Genomic DNA, 16540 nt, shown 5'->3' with positions numbered 1-16540 from the left:
TACTTCGGGCAGACTGAATCGCATGACCGGGAGTTCTTCACGCATGCTCGCGCTGCTGTCGCTGCTGCAGACCCCGCGCGATTGGCCGGGGTCCGTACTGGCGGAACGGCTGGAGGTCAGCCCCCGCACGGTGCGCCGCGACGTCGACCGGCTGCGCGCGCTGGGCTACCGGATCGGTGCGATCAAGGGACCGGACGGCGGCTATCGTCTCGCCGCAGGATCGGAGCTCCCGCCGCTGCTGTTCGACGATGAGCAGGCGGTCGCGATCGCCGTCGCCCTCCAGAGCGTTTCGGCGACGGGAATCGACATCGATGAAGGTGCCGCCAGAGCCCTGGCCACCGTGCGCCAGGTGATGCCGTCCCGGCTACGACATCGAGTGGACGGCATCCGCTTCACCGGCACCGAGAACGCGACCAGGGTCGATCCGACGGTACTCGAGGCGGCGAGCGCCGCCGTCCGCGACCGGCAGGTGCTCCGCTTCGACTACGCCTCCACCCAGGACCGCCCGGCCCGACGCACCGAACCGCACGCGGTGGTGGCGCGAGAGGGGCGCTGGTACCTGCTGGCGTGGGATCTGGAGGCTGACGACTGGCGCACGTTCCGCCTGGACCGGATGCGACCCCGCATCCCGACCGGACCGTCGTTCGCCACGCGCCCGCTGCCCGCCGTGGATGCGCAGACGTATCTCGCGGCCCGGGCCAAGGGGTCGACGACCGAGGACCGCTGGCCCTGCGTGGGTGAGGTCGTGATCGCGCTCCCCGCCCGCGACATCGCACCCTGGGTCGGCGACGGGGAGCTGGAGGAACTCGCTGACGGGTCGTGCCGTGTGACGATCGGATCGTGGTCGTGGACGGGGGTGCTCGCCTCGGTCGCGCGTTTCGATGCGGCTTTCACCGTCATCGGCCCTCCGGCGCTGCGGGAGGCGGCGGGAATCCTGGCGCAGCGTTTCGCCGCGGCGTGCGACTCGTCCTCCTGAATCGTCGAGTTTCACGCCCTTTCCCCATTTTGTGGAACGAGGCCGGGACGGGGCGAAATCGACGGCGCAGTCACCCACTATCTCGGCGAGGCAGGGCCACATATCGCGATCGCGTTCATCGATGATCTCCAGCACGCGGTGGGTCGGCTCGCTGCGCATCCCTCTCTCGAGTCGGCGCGCTTCGAACCGGTGACCGAGATTCCCGAGATCCGCGCCTTCCCTCTTCGGAGCCACCCGTACCTCATCATCTACACCCACGACCCTGATGCTGTGCGAGTGCACCGCGTGCTCCATACGCGGCGAGACATCGCCGCCGTCCTCCGCGACCGACTCTGAGTCCGCAGCCCGCGGGAGAGCCGCCCCACCCGCGCCGGTAGACTGAACTTGCCCCGCCGGCCCCTTCCTTTGGAGTGCGCGTGACCACCGCCCCTGCACCTTCCCCCCAGCACGTCCCCGACTCCGTCGAGAACGCGATCGCGACCCCCGAGAAGGAGCAGCCGTACGGCGCCCTCGGACTCAAGGACGACGAGTACGCGCGCATCAAGGAGATCCTCGGCCGCCGACCCACCTCGGGCGAGCTGGCGATGTACTCGGTGATGTGGTCGGAGCACTGCTCCTACAAGTCGAGCAAGAACTACCTGCGCCGCTTCGGCCAGAAGGTCTCCGATGAGATGAAGGAACGCCTCATGGTGGGCATGGGCCAGAACGCAGGCGTCGTCGACGTCGGCGAGGGCTGGGCCGTCACCTTCAAGGCCGAGTCCCACAACCACCCCTCCTTCATCGAGCCGTTCCAGGGCGCGGCCACCGGCGTCGGCGGCATCGTCCGCGACATCATCTCGATGGGCGCGCGTCCCGTCGCGGTCATGGACGCCCTGCGCTTCGGTGCGATCGACCACCCCGACACCGCCCGCGTCGTGCACGGTGTGACCAGCGGCATCAGCTTCTACGGCAACTGCCTGGGCCTTCCGAACATCGGTGGCGAGACCGTCTTCGACAGCGTCTACCAGGCCAACCCGCTCGTCAACGCGCTCGCGGTGGGCGTGCTGCGCCACGAAGACCTCAAGCTCGCGAACGCCACCGGTGTCGGCAACAAGGTGGTCCTGTTCGGTGCCCGCACGGGTGGCGACGGCATCGGCGGCGCGAGCATCCTGGCCTCCGACACGTTCGCCGACGGTGGCCCCACCAAGCGCCCCGCGGTGCAGGTGGGCGACCCCTTCGCCGAGAAGGTGCTCATCGAGTGCTGCCTGGAGCTGTACCGCGGCGAGCTCGTCGAGGCGATCCAGGACCTGGGCGCAGCCGGCATCTCGTGCGCGACCAGCGAGCTCGCGGCCAACGGCAACAGCGGCATGAAGGTCTCTCTCGACAACGTGCTGCTGCGCGACCCCACGCTCACGGCAGAGGAGATCCTCATGTCGGAGTCGCAGGAGCGCATGATGGCGATCGTGGCCCCCGAGAAGCTCGACGCCTTCCTGGCCGTCGTGAACAAGTGGGAGGTCGAGACCTCCGTGCTCGGCGAGGTCACCGGCGACGGACGCCTCATCATCGACTGGCAGGGCGAGCGCATCGTCGACGTCGACCCCTCGACCGTCGCGGTCGACGGCCCTGTCTACGACCGTCCGGTCGCGTACCCGACGTGGATCGACGCGCTCCAGGCAGATGCCGCAGAGAAGCTTCCGCGCGCGAACGACCCCGAGACGCTGCGCGAGCAGTTCCTCGCCCTCGTCGCCTCGCCGAACCTGGCCGACACGAGCTGGATCACGAACCAGTACGACTACTACGTGCTCGGCAACACAGCCCTGAGCTTCCCCGACGACGCCGGCATGATCCGCGTGGACGAGGAGTCCGGCCTCGGCTTCTCCGTCGCGACCGACGCCAACGGCCGCTACTGCCAGCTCGACCCGTACGCCGGCGCGCAGCTGGCCCTCGCCGAGGCGTACCGCAACGTCGCCGTGACCGGTGCCGTGCCGACCGCCATCACCGACTGCCTCAACTTCGGCTCTCCTGAGAACCCCGAGGTCATGTGGCAGTTCGGCCAGACCGTCGACGGCCTCGCAGACGGCTGCTACGAACTGGGCACCCCGGTCACCGGCGGCAACGTCTCGTTCTACAACCAGACCGGCGACGTGCCGATCCACCCGACCCCGCTCGTCGGCGTGCTCGGCATCATCGACGACGTCTCCCGCCGCATCCCGTCCGGCTGGCAGGACGAGGGGCAGAACATCTACCTGCTCGGCACCACCTCGACCGAGCTCTCGGGTTCGGCTTGGGCAGATGTCGTGCACCAGCACCTCGGCGGCCTGCCTCCGAAGGTGGATCTCGCGGGCGAGAAGCGCCTCGCCGGCCTGCTCGCCGCGGCCCGCGATGAGTGGCTCATCTCCTCGGCGCACGACCTCTCCGAGGGTGGCCTCGCGCAGGCCCTGGCCGAGGGTGTGATGCGCTTCGGTGTCGGCGCCCGCGTCTGGCTCAACGAGATCATCGAGCGTGACGGCGTGGATGCCGCGACGGCCCTGTTCTCCGAGTCGACCGGCCGCGTGATCGTGACCGTTCCCCGCGAGGACGACGTGAAGTTCCGCGGACTCTGCGAGGGACGCGACTACCCGGTGATGCGCATCGGCGTGACCGACAGTGAGGGCGCGAAGCTCGAGGTGCAGGACGTCTTCACCGTGACGGCCGCCGAACTGCGCGAGCGCTCGCAGGCCACACTGCCGTCGTACTTCGGCCCGACCGTCACCGAGGCGGTCAGCGCATGAGCAACGACGGTCTCAGCGAGGACTACGGCGACCTCGGCGAGAAGCGCAATCGGCGCATGCGCATCGTCGCGTGGACCGTCATCATCGCGCTGATCCTCGGCGGTGGCGGCGCGACGGTGCTGACGCTGCTCCTCGGCTGAGTCGGGACGCGCAGACTCGGGCTCCGATCGAGTTGCACTCCGCCGGCACGGTCAACACTGCGCGCGGAGCGGGCGTGGTTCCGCCACCCCGTCCACGGAGGTCAGCTCCCAGACCTGGTCGCCCACCGGGATGAGCGGCTCGAGCCACTCCGCGACGGTCTCGAACACCGCATCCTCGAGGTCTTCCCAGCTCCACCCCTGCGGACGCGACGGAACATCGGGTTCCCACCCCTCCTCGCCCCAGACGACACCGAAGATCTGCCGCTCGTCGTCGAAACGACGGTCGAGCACGAACGCGTCCTCTCCCGTGAACCGCGCCCACACATCGAACGGCCCCTCGCCGTCCTGCCCCAGGAAGAGGTCGATCGCGACCGCGTCGGTCGCGACGTCCTGGAAACGCCGGAGCTTCCCGGCGACGTGGTCGGATGACGCAGCCAGGACACGCATCAGTCGCGCACGGTAATCGCTGGTGTGCATGCCACCAGAGTAGACAGCTGGTCACGACGGATGAATGCCCAGTACCGTCAGGCGCCGGCCTCAGCGCGTGAAGAGGTACCGCGCCAGGTCGATGATGCCGTCGGGACCGCGGCTCTCCCGCCCGAGCGAGTCCACGATGATCGCGCCCAGGATGGCGCGCCCGATCTGCGCGACCGGGGCATCCTCCGGCAGCTGGCCGTCGCGGATCCCCCCTCGCAGCCGTTCGGACAGATGCTGCTCCACCCCGAGACTGCTCCCGAGATGCGCGCCGACCGCCGCGTCTTCGGCGGCAGCGGCGACGAGCGACTGCAGCAGCGCCTGACCCTGCGCGGAGGCGAGGATCGAGAACACCGACTGCAGCCAGGTCTCGACGTCGGCGAACAGATCACCCGTGTCGGGTACGACGAAGTCGACGGGGATGAGCCGCCCGTCCACGAGACAGTCGGCGATCAGGGCCCCGCGCGACGACCACCAGCGGTAGATGGTCTGCTTGCCCACCCCGGCTTCCTTGGCGATGCCCTCGATCGTGAGCCGGTCATAGCCCTGCGCATGGAACAACCGAGAGGTCGCATCGAGGATCGCCTCGCGTGCCGCCGTGCTGCGCACGGGGCCGCTTCGATGCTCGTTCGCCATGCGTTCAGGATAGCCACAGATCGCTAGACGAGACGTGCCGTATGATCTTCGAGTCTGAAGGAGACCACTGTGGCATCACTGCTCTACCGGCTGGGTTCGTTCGCTGCGCGCAAGGCGTGGACGGTGATCGTGTCGTGGGTGCTGGTCCTCGGCCTCGGAGTCGGTGCCTTCCTCACCCTGGGCGGCACGCTGAGCAACAGCTTCGACATCCCCGGCACTGCATCCGGCGCCGTGACCGATGAGCTCGCCGACAAGCTTCCGGACACCGCCGGCGGCACCGGCACGGTCGTCTACAGCACGAAGGACGGGTCGCCGTTCACCGACGAGCAGAAGCAGGCGATCTCCGACCTCGCCGTCAGCGCAGAAGACCTCGACGGCGTCGCGCGCGTGATCGATCCGTTCGACGCGCAGAAGCAGCAGGAAGAGCAGGCGCAGAAGCTCACCGACGGCCAGACGCAGGTCGCCGACGGTCGCACGCAGCTGGATGCCGCCCAGACGCAGCTCGACGACGGCCGTGCGCAGCTCGAAGCCGGACTCACGCAGCTCACGGCCGCGCGCACGCAGGCGGAGCAGGCCGGTGCCGGATCCGCACAGCTCGCCGCCCTCGATGCCCAGATCGCTGCCGTGAACGCGCAACTGGCTCAGGTCGCGGCCCAGAACGCACAGCTCGACCAGTCCCGCATCACCCTCGACGACAACGCCGACCAGGTGCAGCTGGGCTCGACCCTGCTCGACCTGGCCGACGGCATCGGCGTGGTCTCCGACGACGGCTCGACCGCCATCGTCAACATCTCGTTCGTCGACCCGCGCCTCGAGCTCTCCGAAGAGGTGAAGCAGGGTGCGATCGACCACTTCGAGTCTGCGCCGATCGACGGCGTCGAGGTCGACTTCGGCACCGACATCGCACAGGGCGTCCCGGAGATCTTCGGTGTCGGCGAGGCGGTCGGCCTCGCGTTCGCCGCGATCGTCCTCATCGTGATGCTCGGCTCCCTCATCGCCGCCGCCCTCCCGATCGTCACTGCCATCGTCGGCGTCGGCGTCGGCGTCACGGCCTCCCTCGCCTTCTCGGGCATCGTGAACATGGCGTCGGTCACTCCCGTGCTGGGTGTCATGCTCGGTCTCGCGGTCGGCATCGACTACTCGCTGTTCATCGTCAACCGGCACCGCAAGCAACTGCTCGCCGGGGTACCGGTGCGGGAATCCATCGGCCTCGCGACCGGCACCTCCGGCACGGCCGTGGTGTTCGCCGGCACGACCGTGATCGTCGCCCTCCTCGCCCTCAACGTGACCGGTGTGCCCTTCCTCGGCCTCATGGGCACGGTCGGCGCGGTGTGCGTCGCCGTGGCGGTGCTCGTCGCCATAACCCTCGCCCCCGCCATCCTCGGCCTCGTCGGCACACGCCTGCTCAGCCGCCGCGCGCGCACCACGATCGGCGAGGAGCACGCCGCGGGCAAGCCGGTGAAGCGCATGTCGACGCTCCGCGCCGTCGTCACCGCGCTCGTGAGCGTCGTCGCCCTGCTGATCATCGCGATCCCCGCCATGTCGATGCGACTCGGACTGCCCGACGGATCGAGCGAACCGAGCGACTCGACCAGCTACCGCGCCTTCCAGACCGTCGACGAGCAGTTCGGCGAGGGCGCGAACGGCCCGCTGCTCGTGACCGCGACCCTCGACGAAGCGGTCAGCGACGACGACCTGCTCTCCACGCAGGTGACGATCGCGCAGGCCATCGCCGACCAGGACGACGTGGCTGCGGTCGCCCCGATCGCCACCTCCGACGACAACACGCTGCTCGCGTTCCAGGTCGTGCCGGAGGAAGGCCCGAACAGCGCGTCGACCGAGAGGCTCGTGCAGGACCTCCGCTCCATGCCTCCCGTCGCGGAGGGGATCACCCTCGGCGTCGCGGGTCAGGCCGCGATCAACATCGACATCTCCGAAGCGTTGGCCGGAGTGCTGCCGCTGTACCTCGTGGTCGTGGTCGGCCTGTCGCTGCTCATCATGATCGTGGTGTTCCGGTCGCTGCTCGTGCCGATCATCGCGACAGGTGGCTTCGTGCTGTCGCTGTTCGCGACCTACGGGCTGATCGTGGCGGTGTTCCAGTTCGGCTGGGGTGCCGAGATCATCGGGTTGCACAGCACAGGACCCATCCTGAGCTTCCTGCCCGTGATCCTCGTAGGCATCCTGTTCGGGCTCGCGATGGACTACCAGCTGTTCCTCGCCTCCGGCATGAGGGAGGCGTTCGTGCACGGCGCCTCCGCTCGCGATGCCGTCGCCCAGGGCTTCCGCGCCGGACGCTCGGTCGTGATCGCCGCGGCCCTCATCATGGTGTCGGTCTTCGGCGGGTTCATCTTCTCGGAGTCGACGATCATCCGCTCGATCGGATTCGGGCTCGCGTTCGGCGTGCTGCTCGACGCGTTCGTGGTGCGGATGCTGCTGATGCCCGCGCTCATGCACCTGCTCGGACGCTCGGCCTGGTGGCTGCCGCGCTGGCTCGACCGCATCCTGCCCAACGTCGACATGGAGGGCGCAGCCCTCGAACGCGACCACCCCGGAATGAAGTCCGTGGCCGTGCCGACGACGACCGACTCGGTGCCGACGACCCGTACCTCCGACTGACGACGACCCCGGGATCGGGTGTCGGTGAAGGTGCCTAGAGTGGGCAGATGACCGCCGATGCCCGCGAACGCCTGCTCGCACTGCGCGTGCAGGCCGAAGCCCGCGTGCACGCGACCGCGGCGATGCTCGACGAGCTCACCCACGACCGCGCGGGCTCGAACGACGATGACGAGCACGACCCCGAGGGCGTGACCCTGTCGTCGGAGTGGTCCCGGCTGACAGGTCTCGCCGACGCCGCGGCATCCGAGCTGCAGCAGGTCGATGACGCGCTCGCCCGAGTGGAAGCCGGCACCTACGGCATCTGCGCGAACTGCGGCCGCCCGATCCCCGCCGGACGCCTGGAGGCACGGCCGTTCGCCGAGTACTGCGTCGTCTGCGCCGAGAAGCTCGGCAGATAGCCCTGACGGCGGCGACGGGCACGAGTAGCATTCCCCCATGCCCATCACGCTCGAGAACGTCGGCATCGCGGTGCGCGACCTGGAAGCCACCATCTCGTTCTTCACCGACCTCGGCCTCACCGTGCTCGGCCGCGACGAAGTCAGCGGGGAGTGGGCATCGACCGCGGTCGGCCTCGACGGCAACCACGCGAAGATCGCCGTGCTGCAGACACCAGACGGGCACGGCCAGATCGAGCTGTTCGAGTACATCCATCCGGACGCGATCGAGACCGAGCCCACCCTGCCCAACGAGATCGGCATGCACCGCATCGCGTTCTCCGTCGACGACATCGACGCGTCGCTGGCGATCGCGGCCCGACACGGTTACCACCCGTTGCGCGGAGTCGCGAACTACCAGGACGTGTACAAGCTCACCTATCTGCGCGGCCCGAGCGGCATCCTCGTGATGTTCGCGCAGGACCTCACGAAGAGCTGACCATCCCGCGCCAGATCACCTCGATCGCCGCACGCAGCCGTGCCACGACGGCGGGGTCGCTGATCCTGTCACCGCGCACGACGAGCTGGTAGTAAGCGACACCCGCGACGGCGTCGAAGCACGCCTCGACGTCGAGGTCGGCCCGCAGCTCGCCCCGCGCGATCCCGATGCGGAGCGCATTCTGCAGGGGAACCCGTCGCCGGGACACGTGCGACTCCCAGTACGTCTTCTGCAGGGCGCGATCTGCCATGACGAGGCGGATGCGCTGCCGGAACCGCTCCTCGGAGTAACCGGGCGCCGAGGGTGCGACGCCGTCCGCGCCGAGTCCGAGCCCTGCGAGCAGCACCTCGTGAAGGTCGGCATCCGCGGGATAGTCCGGTGGCACCTCGCGCCCGACGTCGAGCGCGGCGGCGATCAGCAGCGTCAGCGACGGCCAGCGCCGATACAGAGCCGCGCGGCTCACTCCGCTGCACGCGACGACGCGCGACACCGTGACCTCCTCGCCAGCATCGATGATCCCCAGCGTCGCATCGACGATCAGTCCGTCGATCTCCTCATCGCGCGGACGCCCGGGGCGGCGGCGAACCGCGGCCCCGGCATCCGTCATCGGCATCGTCACGCGGCCAGCGCCCGCTCGCGCAGTCGGGCGATCGTGGCGTTCGAGAGCCCCGCAGCGCGCAACGGCGTCAGCGGGTCCCCGTGCTCCGCGCGGAGCGTGTCGAGAAGGCTGCGCATGGACACATCCATCGAGCCCTCCAGAAGCGACGAGCCGTTCTCCAGAGCGGCGGCGTCGAAGCCCAGAGCTCTCCACATCGCTCCCATGACCGGAGCCGTGCGCGCCATGACCGCGACCATGTTGTCGCCGGTGCGGGCGTAGTCGGTGACGATGTCGTCGTCGGTGGCCCCCAATGCGAGCAACAGCATGGCGGCGAGCACACCGGTGCGGTCGCGACCGGCGGCGCAGTGGAAGGCCGCCGTGCCGGGAGTGTGCGCGATCACGTTGAGTGCGATGACGAGCTGCGGCGCCGCGCCCTCGACCATGCGCCGGTACATCAGGCCCATGGCCTCGTGGCTCAGCTCCGGGGTCTTGTCTCCCATCGATGCCCCCACATCCGCGATGAGCGGCAGGTGATGGTAGCCGACCGGGTGCGCGCCGAGAGGCCCACGTCCCGTGACCGAGACCTCGAGCGGCGAGCGCAGATCGATGATGGTACTGAGTCCACCCGCGACGAGTTCATCGGCCACCTCCGAGGTCACATAGGCCAGGTCGTCCGTGCGGATGGCGAGGCCTTCACGCAGCACACCGCCATCGATCATGATGCCGCCGAGGTCGCGCAGGTTTACCGGCGCGCTGAGGACGAGTCCGGTATCGATGATGCTCATGTGATTCTCCTTCGGATGAGGGCGCTGCCCTGGTCGATCACCGTGACGAGCACGATGATGCAGATGATGATGGCGCTGAGGTGGCCGTAGTCGTACATGCGCATCGCGGTGGTCAGCTCGAGGCCGATGCCGCCGGCGCCGACGAGACCGAGGATGGTCGCGCCGCGCACGTTGCCCTCGAACAGCAGCAGCGTGTACGAGGTCAGCAGCGGTGCGGCCTGCGGGAGGATCCCGTACTGGATGATCTGCCGCTTCGAGGCGCCGACCGCCTCCATCGCGACGACGGGCCCTCGGTCGACCTGCTCCATCGCCTCGGCGAAGATCTTGCCGATCGAGCCGATGGAGCCGAGCGTCATGGCCAGGATGCCGGCGAACGGGCCGAGCCCGACAGCCGAGACGAACATGAGCGCGAACACCAGGTCGGGCACGGAGCGGATGATGTTCATGACCCAGCGCGTCGGGTAGTACAGCCACTTCGGCGCGAGGGTGGAGGTGGCTCCGAAGGCGACGATCAGGGAGAGGACGGCGCCGAGGACCGTACCGACGACGGCCATCTGAAACGTCTCCAGCAGCAGTGCCAGGATGGTGCCGATCTTCGAGAAGTCGGGCGGGAACAGGCGCGACAGGAACTCACCCATGTTGATCGCGCCCTCGCCGAGCTTCACGAAGTTGAACTGGGCGCCGTTGAACGACCAGATCAGCACCAGGACCGCGACCGGCAGTCCGATCAGGAAGCGGGCACGCGGCACGCGGAAGGCGCTCTCGAGCCGGGCGCGCTCCGCGGGGTCGAGAGTCGGGCGGGTGGCCCTGTCTGCGCGCGGCTCAGTGGTCGTCGTCATCACCGTGCTCCTCGTCGTCGTAGAGGTTTTCCAGCGCGGCGGCATCCAACTGCGAGGTCACGCCGGAGACGAGCATCTCGCCGTGGCGAAGCCCGACGATGCGGTCGCTGTGCGCGAGAGCGAGCGACAGCACATGCAGGCTCACCAGCACAGGGATGCCGTCCTGCGTGGCGATCTCGCGCAACAGGCCGAGCACGGATCCCGCGAGCTTCGGATCGAGTGATGCGACCGGCTCGTCGGCCAGGATCACCTTCGGCTGCTGCATGAGCGCCCGCGCGATCGCCACACGCTGCTGCTGTCCCCCCGAGAGGGAGCGTGCGGGAGCGGATGCCTTGTGCGCGATCCCGACCCGATCGAGCAGTTCGAGCGCCCGACGGCGGTGCGCGTTCGAGAAGCCTCCCGCGATGTTGATCGGCCCGGCGCCGTGCAGGGCGCCGGTGAGCACATTGGTCATGACGCTGAGGCGTGGGATCAGGTTGAACTGCTGGAACACCTGTCCGACCCCGGAGCGGAGGGTTCGCAGCTCGCCGCGGCCGAGGTTCGTGACGTCGTGCCCGGCCACGCGGACCGTGCCTGAGCTGATCGGCGCGAACCCGGTCAGGCTGCGCATCAGCGTGGATTTCCCCGAGCCCGAGGCTCCGAGCAGGGCGACCATCTCGCCGGGGAAGAGGTCGAGGTCGACCCCGTCGAGCACCGTGTTCTCCCCGTACGCGACCTGCAGTCCGCGGACCGTGACGAGGGGAAGCGCCTGGCGGAGCTCGGCCGTGGGGGTGCGCACTGCACCCTCGGCGGGGCCGAAACCCAGAGCATCGGTTGGCGCTCCGGCGTGTCGGTCTGCGACGCGCCCTGACGACGACGAATCATCTCCGTTTCGGCCGGGTGCGGAAACAGCGGCCGCCGGCGCGAGACGCAGAGCGGGAAGAGTCACTTGAGGTCCTCGAGCTTGACCCCGGCCACGGCCGCGATCTCGGCGAAGGACTGGAAGTCGGCGCTCTTCGGGTCGACCGTCTGCGGGGCCGCTGCGAACGCACCGTAAGCGCCGAGACGCTCAGCGTTCGCGGGCGAGAACACCTCGGCGATGCCGTCCTGGATCACCTTGCGGGTCTCGGCGTCCAGCGACTGACGGCCGAGGACCGCGCCCTGGATGTCCATCGCGGGGCTCTCCCCCACCGCGCGCCACTCTCCATCCGCAAAGGGGAACATCGGGGCGCCGAGCTCCGTGAGCATGACGGCCGTGCAGGCTGCGTCCACCTGTCCCTGCTGCAGCGCGGCGAAGCTGCCCTCGTGTCCACCGGCGAAGATGGCCTCGTAGTCGGTCCCCTGCTCGAGACCGGCCTCGTGCAGCATGTACACGGGCATGAAGTACCCGGAGCTGGAGGCCTGATCGGCGAACGCGACCGTCTTGCCCTCGAGGTCCTCGACCTTCTGGATGGGCGATTCGTCGAGCACGACGCAGGTCGAGACCGGCTTGCCGTCGCCCTGGAAGGCGACCAGCGCATCCACCTCGCCGGTGTTGACGGCGAGGGCCGACGGGAAGCCGCTCATGATGCCGATGTCGACGTGGTCGGCACGGATGGCCTCGACGACACTGAGGTAGTCGGGCACATCAGTGATCTCGACGTCGCGGCCCGTCGCCTTCTCCAGCAGGTCGGCGAACACCTCGATCGGGTTCTCGGCGGTGGGGTCGTCGCCGACGGGGATCGTGGCGATCGTGAGAGGAGCGTCCGGATCGGCCGGAGCAGCCTCGGCGGTCGGGCTCTGGCAAGCGGTGAGAGAGAGGGCGGCCACGCCCAGGAGGCCGACGACGGGCAGGGTGAAGCGGCGCATGATGACCTTTCGGGAGGAGACGTCTCGGCATTCCGAGAACATCGGTATTCCAACCCCTGAAGGTGACGCGCAATTACGAGACTGCCGTACTCCGAATGGAACGCTGCGTGAACGGACGGTATCGACGCTGCGGGCGGAGCGGGCCAGCTGTGTCCCCGGAGGTTCCTGCCTTGCCGCCGCAACAGCACGGGCGGCAAGAGCCCGCCGAGAAGTAGGCTGAACGCATCATGGACGAGTTCATCCAGGGCTTCTGGACCTTCGCGCAGCACTACTGGTGGCTCATCTTCCCGATCATGGGAATGGCCGGTGGTATCGCGAAGACGTGGGAGCGCAGCTCCAAGCGACGACACGAGCGCCGCCTGGAGACCCTTCGCATGAAGGCGCAGCTGAAGACCGCCGAGATCGAGGCGCGCGCGCTCACCCAGCAGGCCAAGCGCCGCGGACCCTCTGTCGTCGACACCACAGCGTCCGTGGCACCGAGCGATCTGGTCGCGCGCCTGTTCGCCGAGCATGACGAGATCACGGCACGCTGGCTCGACTACGAGCTCGACGTCGCCAAGCTGATCGCCTTCCCCGCCATGAGCGATGGGCGCCAGCCGCTGACCGCCGCGTTCCTGCGCGCCAAGAAGACGGCCGATGCCCTGCGCCCCGCCTCCGCCGACGCCAGGGTGTCGGAACAGCAGGTCACCGAGTACCTCCAGGCCGTCGGCGACTACGCGGTCGCTTTCGAGATCGCCGAGAAGGATGCCAGACGCCTGCGCGATTCGACCTTCACCGAGCCGGAGCGCAAGCGTCTCGAACGCGCACAGCAGCTGCTGAAGGTCGCGGTCGACGAATCCGCCACGCAGGCCGAGCGCAACGTCGCCTACAAGCGCGTGCGCGAGGAGCTCGACGGCCTCATCCTGCTCTCCGACGACGCGGTCACCGTGCTGGAGAAGCAGGTGGCGAAGGAGCTTCCCGCGCAGGCGAGCGCTCCCACCGCGACCCCGCCCGCCGCCCCCGCAGCCGAGCAGGCGGCGGAGCGCGTGCCGGAGCCTATGCCTGTCGCCGACCCGCTGCACCGCACAGCCCCGCGGACCCTCCCGCGCGACGACGCATGACTCCGGAGAACGTCACCGGCCCGATGGCGCACCATGCCGAGGCGCCCGTCTGGTGGTCGGGCTGGGGCGGATTGCGCTGGGTCGACGGGGACGCCGGCGATCTTCTGTCGCTGCGACCGGATGGCGTGTCCCGCCAGCACATCGACGACGAGTACCTGGCCTTCGCCCGCCCGCGCTCCGGTGGAGGTCTGGTGGCGGTCGGCGCCCGCACGCTCTACCTCGCGGATGACGTCGACGGACAGATCCGGGCTGTCGCCCCGCTGGGCGACGACCCCGGTGTGCGCATGAACGACGGATGCTGCGACCCTCGGGGACGCCTGCTCGCGGGGTCGATGGCCTACGACGCGGCGCCCGATGCCGGAGCCGTGCTGCGCGTCGACGCCGACCTGACGACGAGCACCGTTCTTCCGCGGGCGACGATCTCGAACGGCATCGGCTTCTCGCCGGACGGCCGACGCGCCTACTACGTCGACACCGCGACGCACCGCATCGATGTGTTCGACGTCAGCGAGGGCGAGCTGCGGGGCCGTCGCGCCGTCGTCGCGATCCCCGAGGAGCAGGGTTCCCCCGACGGATTGTGCATCGCCGCTGACGGCAGTATCTGGGTGGCCCTGTGGGGCGGCAGCGCAGTGCACGGCTACGACGCCGCAGGGCAGCGCATCGCGACGATCGAGCTCCCGGTGCCCCAGGTCAGCGCCTGCACCTTCGGCGACGACGACCTCGGCACGCTGTACATCACGACCTCGGCGCAGGGCCTCGAACCCGGCCACGGCACCGAGGCGGGCTCGCTCTTCGCCGTGCGACCCGGTGTGCGGGGCCTTCCTGTTATCCCCTTCGCGGGCTGACGCACCCGACGACCTCTACCCGGAGCACGGTGCACTCAGCGAAAGGAACCGTGCCCCGGGCACAGGCCGCCGGGGAGAGCCGAGTCAGCCCAGGTGCACCCGCTCGGTGCGCTGACGCTGGCGTCCGAGACCCTCGACCTCGATCGTCATCTCGTCGCCGTCCTGCAGATAGGGGAACCGGCCGGAGAGCGCGACACCCTGCGGGGTACCGGTGTTGATCACGTCGCCGGGCTCGAGCACCAGATACTGACTCAGCTCGTGCACGATCTGCAGCACGGAGAAGATCATGTCCGCGGTCGACGAGTCCTGCCGCGGCTCGCCGTTCACGAACGACCGCAGTCGCAGCGCCTGGGGGTCGACCTCGTCGGCGGGAACGAGTGCGGGCCCGAGCGGGTTGAACGTCTCGGAGCACTTGCCCTTCGACCACTGCCCGCCCGAGACGTCGAGTTGATACGCGCGCTCCGAGACGTCGTTCGAGATCGTGTAGCCGGCGATGACCTCTCGCGCGGCATCAGGAGACGACAGGTAGCGGGCGGGCTTGCCGATCACGATCGCCAGCTCCACCTCCCAGTCGACCTTCTCGGCTCTGGGCGGCAGCAGCACGACATCGTCCGGTCCGACCACCGTGTTGGGGTGCTTGAAGAAGACGACCGGATGCTCGGGGGGCTCCGATCCGGATTCGGCAGCGTGAGCTGCGTAGTTCTGTCCGATGCAGATCACCGCTGTCGGACGAGCGACAGGGGCGCCGATGCGCAGCCCGTCGACGTCGGCGGTGACCAGTTCACCCCGGCCGAGCGCGGAGCGCACGCGGCCGATGCCGTCGGCGGCGAGGAAGTCGCCGTCGATCTCGGCGGTGAGGGGGGACAGGTCGTACACGACGCCCTCCTCTCGCACGTAGGGACGTTCGCGGCCGACGGGTCCGAGTCGCAGGAGCTCCATGGGGGCCTTCCAGGTCAGCGCGCGGTGGCGAAGGACGGGTTGACGATCGGCACGGACTCGCCGGCCAGGTAACGGATGACGTTCTCGGCCGCGTGCACCGGAAGGTCGGCCAGCGCCTCGGGCGAGTACCAGGCGGCGTGCGGTGTGAGCAGCACCTGATCGAGGTCACGCAGCGGCGAGTCGGCGGCGAGCGGCTCTCCCGCGAACACGTCGAGGGCCGCGGCACCGATGTGTCCCGCCCGCAGCGAGGCGGCGAGCGCCTCCTCGTCGATGAGCGGACCGCGACAGGTGTTCACCACGACCGCTCCCGGCTTCATGGTCGCGAGGGCGGCCGCGTCGATCAGGTGCCGGGTGTCGTCGGTGAGCGGCACGTGCAGGGTCAGGATGTCGGCACGCGCGACGGCTTCCGCGATCTCCACGGGCTCGCACCCGGCTTCGCGCACGGCGTCGGCGGGGGCGAAGGGGTCGGCGACGAGGACGCGGAAGCCCAGCGCGCGACAACCGCGAGCGACCATCGAGCCGATGCGTCCGAAGCCGAGCACCGACACCGTGGTGGCCGAGGGGCGCACAGCGAGCGGTCGTGCGTCGACGGCCTTCCAGGTCCCGGCACGCACGGCGCGGTCGTAGGCGGACAGGCCGCGCGCCTGGGACATGATCATCGCGATGGTGTGCGCTGCCACCTCTTCGATGCAGTAGCTCGGGGTGTTCGCGACGGCGATGCCACGAACGGTCGCAGCCTCGACATCGACCATGTCGTACCCGATGCCGACACGGCTGATGATGCGGAGGTTCGGCATCCGGTCCATCACATCACCCGTGATCTGCGCCCACTGCACGACCAGCCCTTCGGCGTCGGCACCGAGGGCGGCGATGTCGTCCGGGCTTCCTGATGCGGCGCGATCGGCGCGCAGTCCTGCCTGTCGGAGCGTGTCTTCGATGACGGTTCCCGGCAGGTCGCAGTCGCTGACGAGGATGAATGGCTCGGTCATGGATGCGATGCTATAGCATCTAGCAGACCGGCGCATCGCGATACCGATGTTCGGCCCTTTCGCTGGTCCGAAATCCTGGGCCGCCCGCTCGGGCGCCCGCGAGTTCACGCGTGAGGGGTCCCGAAACCCTCCGAATCTCCGTCTGAGCAGGGG

18 protein-coding genes are annotated in these 16540 nt (G+C 69.1%); 9 read left to right on the top strand and 9 right to left on the bottom strand.

Annotation, left to right across the window (positions count from 1 at the left end; translation table 11 throughout):
• The first annotated feature begins 22 nt into the window (after positions 1 to 22).
• The 4 genes from ILP86_RS13515 to ILP86_RS13500 all read left to right on the top strand — a co-directional run bounded on the left by ILP86_RS13515 (position 23) and on the right by ILP86_RS13500 (position 3866).
• Positions 23 to 976 carry a YafY family protein gene (locus tag ILP86_RS13515; protein ID WP_193762196.1) on the top strand — a complete coding sequence of 318 codons (954 nt, stop codon included), beginning with the start codon at positions 23 to 25 and terminating at the stop codon, positions 974 to 976.
• Positions 977 to 1312 (top strand): type II toxin-antitoxin system RelE/ParE family toxin, encoded by a 336-nt coding sequence (locus tag ILP86_RS13510; protein WP_193762238.1) that lies wholly within the window; start codon positions 977 to 979, stop codon positions 1310 to 1312. It abuts the gene before it with no gap.
• Positions 1313 to 1392: 80 nt separating this feature from the next.
• A complete protein-coding gene (purL, locus tag ILP86_RS13505; RefSeq protein WP_046748164.1) occupies positions 1393 to 3726 on the top strand; it encodes a phosphoribosylformylglycinamidine synthase subunit PurL in 2334 nt (777 codons plus the stop codon).
• On the top strand, positions 3723 to 3866 hold the full coding sequence (locus ILP86_RS13500; protein ID WP_164734066.1) for a hypothetical protein: 144 nt from the start codon (positions 3723 to 3725) through the stop codon (positions 3864 to 3866). Before purL ends, ILP86_RS13500 begins: the two co-directional genes overlap by 4 nt.
• 51 nt (positions 3867 to 3917) lie before the next feature.
• Here ILP86_RS13500 and ILP86_RS13495 read toward each other — a convergent pair whose 3' ends face one another.
• Both ILP86_RS13495 and ILP86_RS13490 read right to left on the bottom strand, forming a co-directional pair.
• A complete protein-coding gene (locus ILP86_RS13495; protein WP_193762195.1) occupies positions 3918 to 4343 on the bottom strand; it encodes a DUF6389 family protein in 426 nt (141 codons plus the stop codon).
• A gap of 60 nt (positions 4344 to 4403) precedes the next feature.
• Entirely contained in the window at positions 4404 to 4976 is a 573-nt protein-coding gene (locus tag ILP86_RS13490) for a TetR/AcrR family transcriptional regulator (RefSeq protein ID WP_113682024.1), read from the bottom strand.
• Positions 4977 to 5045: 69 nt separating this feature from the next.
• Here ILP86_RS13490 and ILP86_RS13485 point away from each other — a divergent pair, with 69 nt between their 5' ends.
• The 3 genes from ILP86_RS13485 to ILP86_RS13475 are packed head-to-tail and all read left to right on the top strand — an operon-like array spanning position 5046 to position 8465.
• Positions 5046 to 7592 carry an MMPL family transporter gene (locus ILP86_RS13485; protein WP_193762194.1) on the top strand — a complete coding sequence of 849 codons (2547 nt, stop codon included), beginning with the start codon at positions 5046 to 5048 and terminating at the stop codon, positions 7590 to 7592.
• A 47-nt stretch (positions 7593 to 7639) separates the two neighbouring features.
• Complete coding sequence (locus ILP86_RS13480; protein ID WP_061017428.1) at positions 7640 to 7990, top strand: TraR/DksA C4-type zinc finger protein; 351 nt, start codon at positions 7640 to 7642, stop codon at positions 7988 to 7990.
• Between the two features lie 37 nt (positions 7991 to 8027).
• Complete coding sequence (locus ILP86_RS13475; protein WP_058631057.1) at positions 8028 to 8465, top strand: VOC family protein; 438 nt, start codon at positions 8028 to 8030, stop codon at positions 8463 to 8465.
• Here the strand turns inward: ILP86_RS13475 and ILP86_RS13470 are convergent.
• The 5 genes from ILP86_RS13470 to phnD all read right to left on the bottom strand — a co-directional run bounded on the left by ILP86_RS13470 (position 8452) and on the right by phnD (position 12556).
• A complete protein-coding gene (locus ILP86_RS13470; protein WP_227751235.1) occupies positions 8452 to 9072 on the bottom strand; it encodes a TetR-like C-terminal domain-containing protein in 621 nt (206 codons plus the stop codon). The genes ILP86_RS13475 and ILP86_RS13470 overlap by 14 nt on opposite strands.
• Before the next feature lie 8 nt (positions 9073 to 9080).
• Positions 9081 to 9848 (bottom strand): tyrosine-protein phosphatase, encoded by a 768-nt coding sequence (locus ILP86_RS13465; RefSeq protein ID WP_193762193.1) that lies wholly within the window; start codon positions 9846 to 9848, stop codon positions 9081 to 9083.
• Complete coding sequence (gene phnE, locus ILP86_RS13460; RefSeq protein WP_193762192.1) at positions 9845 to 10687, bottom strand: phosphonate ABC transporter, permease protein PhnE; 843 nt, start codon at positions 10685 to 10687, stop codon at positions 9845 to 9847. Before phnE ends, ILP86_RS13465 begins: the two co-directional genes overlap by 4 nt.
• Entirely contained in the window at positions 10671 to 11465 is a 795-nt protein-coding gene (gene phnC, locus ILP86_RS13455) for a phosphonate ABC transporter ATP-binding protein (RefSeq protein WP_193762191.1), read from the bottom strand. The genes phnE and phnC overlap by 17 nt, the downstream gene beginning before the upstream one ends.
• 146 nt (positions 11466 to 11611) lie before the next feature.
• Complete coding sequence (gene phnD, locus ILP86_RS13450; RefSeq protein WP_227751234.1) at positions 11612 to 12556, bottom strand: phosphate/phosphite/phosphonate ABC transporter substrate-binding protein; 945 nt, start codon at positions 12554 to 12556, stop codon at positions 11612 to 11614.
• 185 nt (positions 12557 to 12741) lie between these two features.
• Here phnD and ILP86_RS13445 point away from each other — a divergent pair, with 185 nt between their 5' ends.
• Together ILP86_RS13445 and ILP86_RS13440 are read left to right on the top strand one after the other, a co-directional pair.
• Complete coding sequence (locus ILP86_RS13445) at positions 12742 to 13614, top strand: hypothetical protein (protein ID WP_227751233.1); 873 nt, start codon at positions 12742 to 12744, stop codon at positions 13612 to 13614.
• Positions 13611 to 14459: an SMP-30/gluconolactonase/LRE family protein gene (locus ILP86_RS13440; protein ID WP_046748154.1), complete on the top strand. Its 849-nt coding sequence runs from the start codon at positions 13611 to 13613 to the stop codon at positions 14457 to 14459. Before ILP86_RS13445 ends, ILP86_RS13440 begins: the two co-directional genes overlap by 4 nt.
• 84 nt (positions 14460 to 14543) lie before the next feature.
• Here ILP86_RS13440 and ILP86_RS13435 read toward each other — a convergent pair whose 3' ends face one another.
• Together ILP86_RS13435 and ILP86_RS13430 are read right to left on the bottom strand one after the other, a co-directional pair.
• Entirely contained in the window at positions 14544 to 15398 is an 855-nt protein-coding gene (locus ILP86_RS13435) for a fumarylacetoacetate hydrolase family protein (protein ID WP_193762190.1), read from the bottom strand.
• 14 nt (positions 15399 to 15412) lie between these two features.
• On the bottom strand, positions 15413 to 16387 hold the full coding sequence (locus tag ILP86_RS13430) for a C-terminal binding protein (RefSeq protein ID WP_113680171.1): 975 nt from the start codon (positions 16385 to 16387) through the stop codon (positions 15413 to 15415).
• Between the last annotated feature and the right edge of the window lie 153 nt (positions 16388 to 16540).

Origin of the sequence: Microbacterium sp. R1 (genome assembly GCF_015159725.1) — a bacterium.
GTDB lineage: Bacteria > Actinomycetota > Actinomycetes > Actinomycetales > Microbacteriaceae > Microbacterium > Microbacterium oxydans.
The sequence above is the reverse complement of the archived record's forward strand: the minus strand, read 5'-3'. Positions and strand labels throughout refer to the sequence as shown.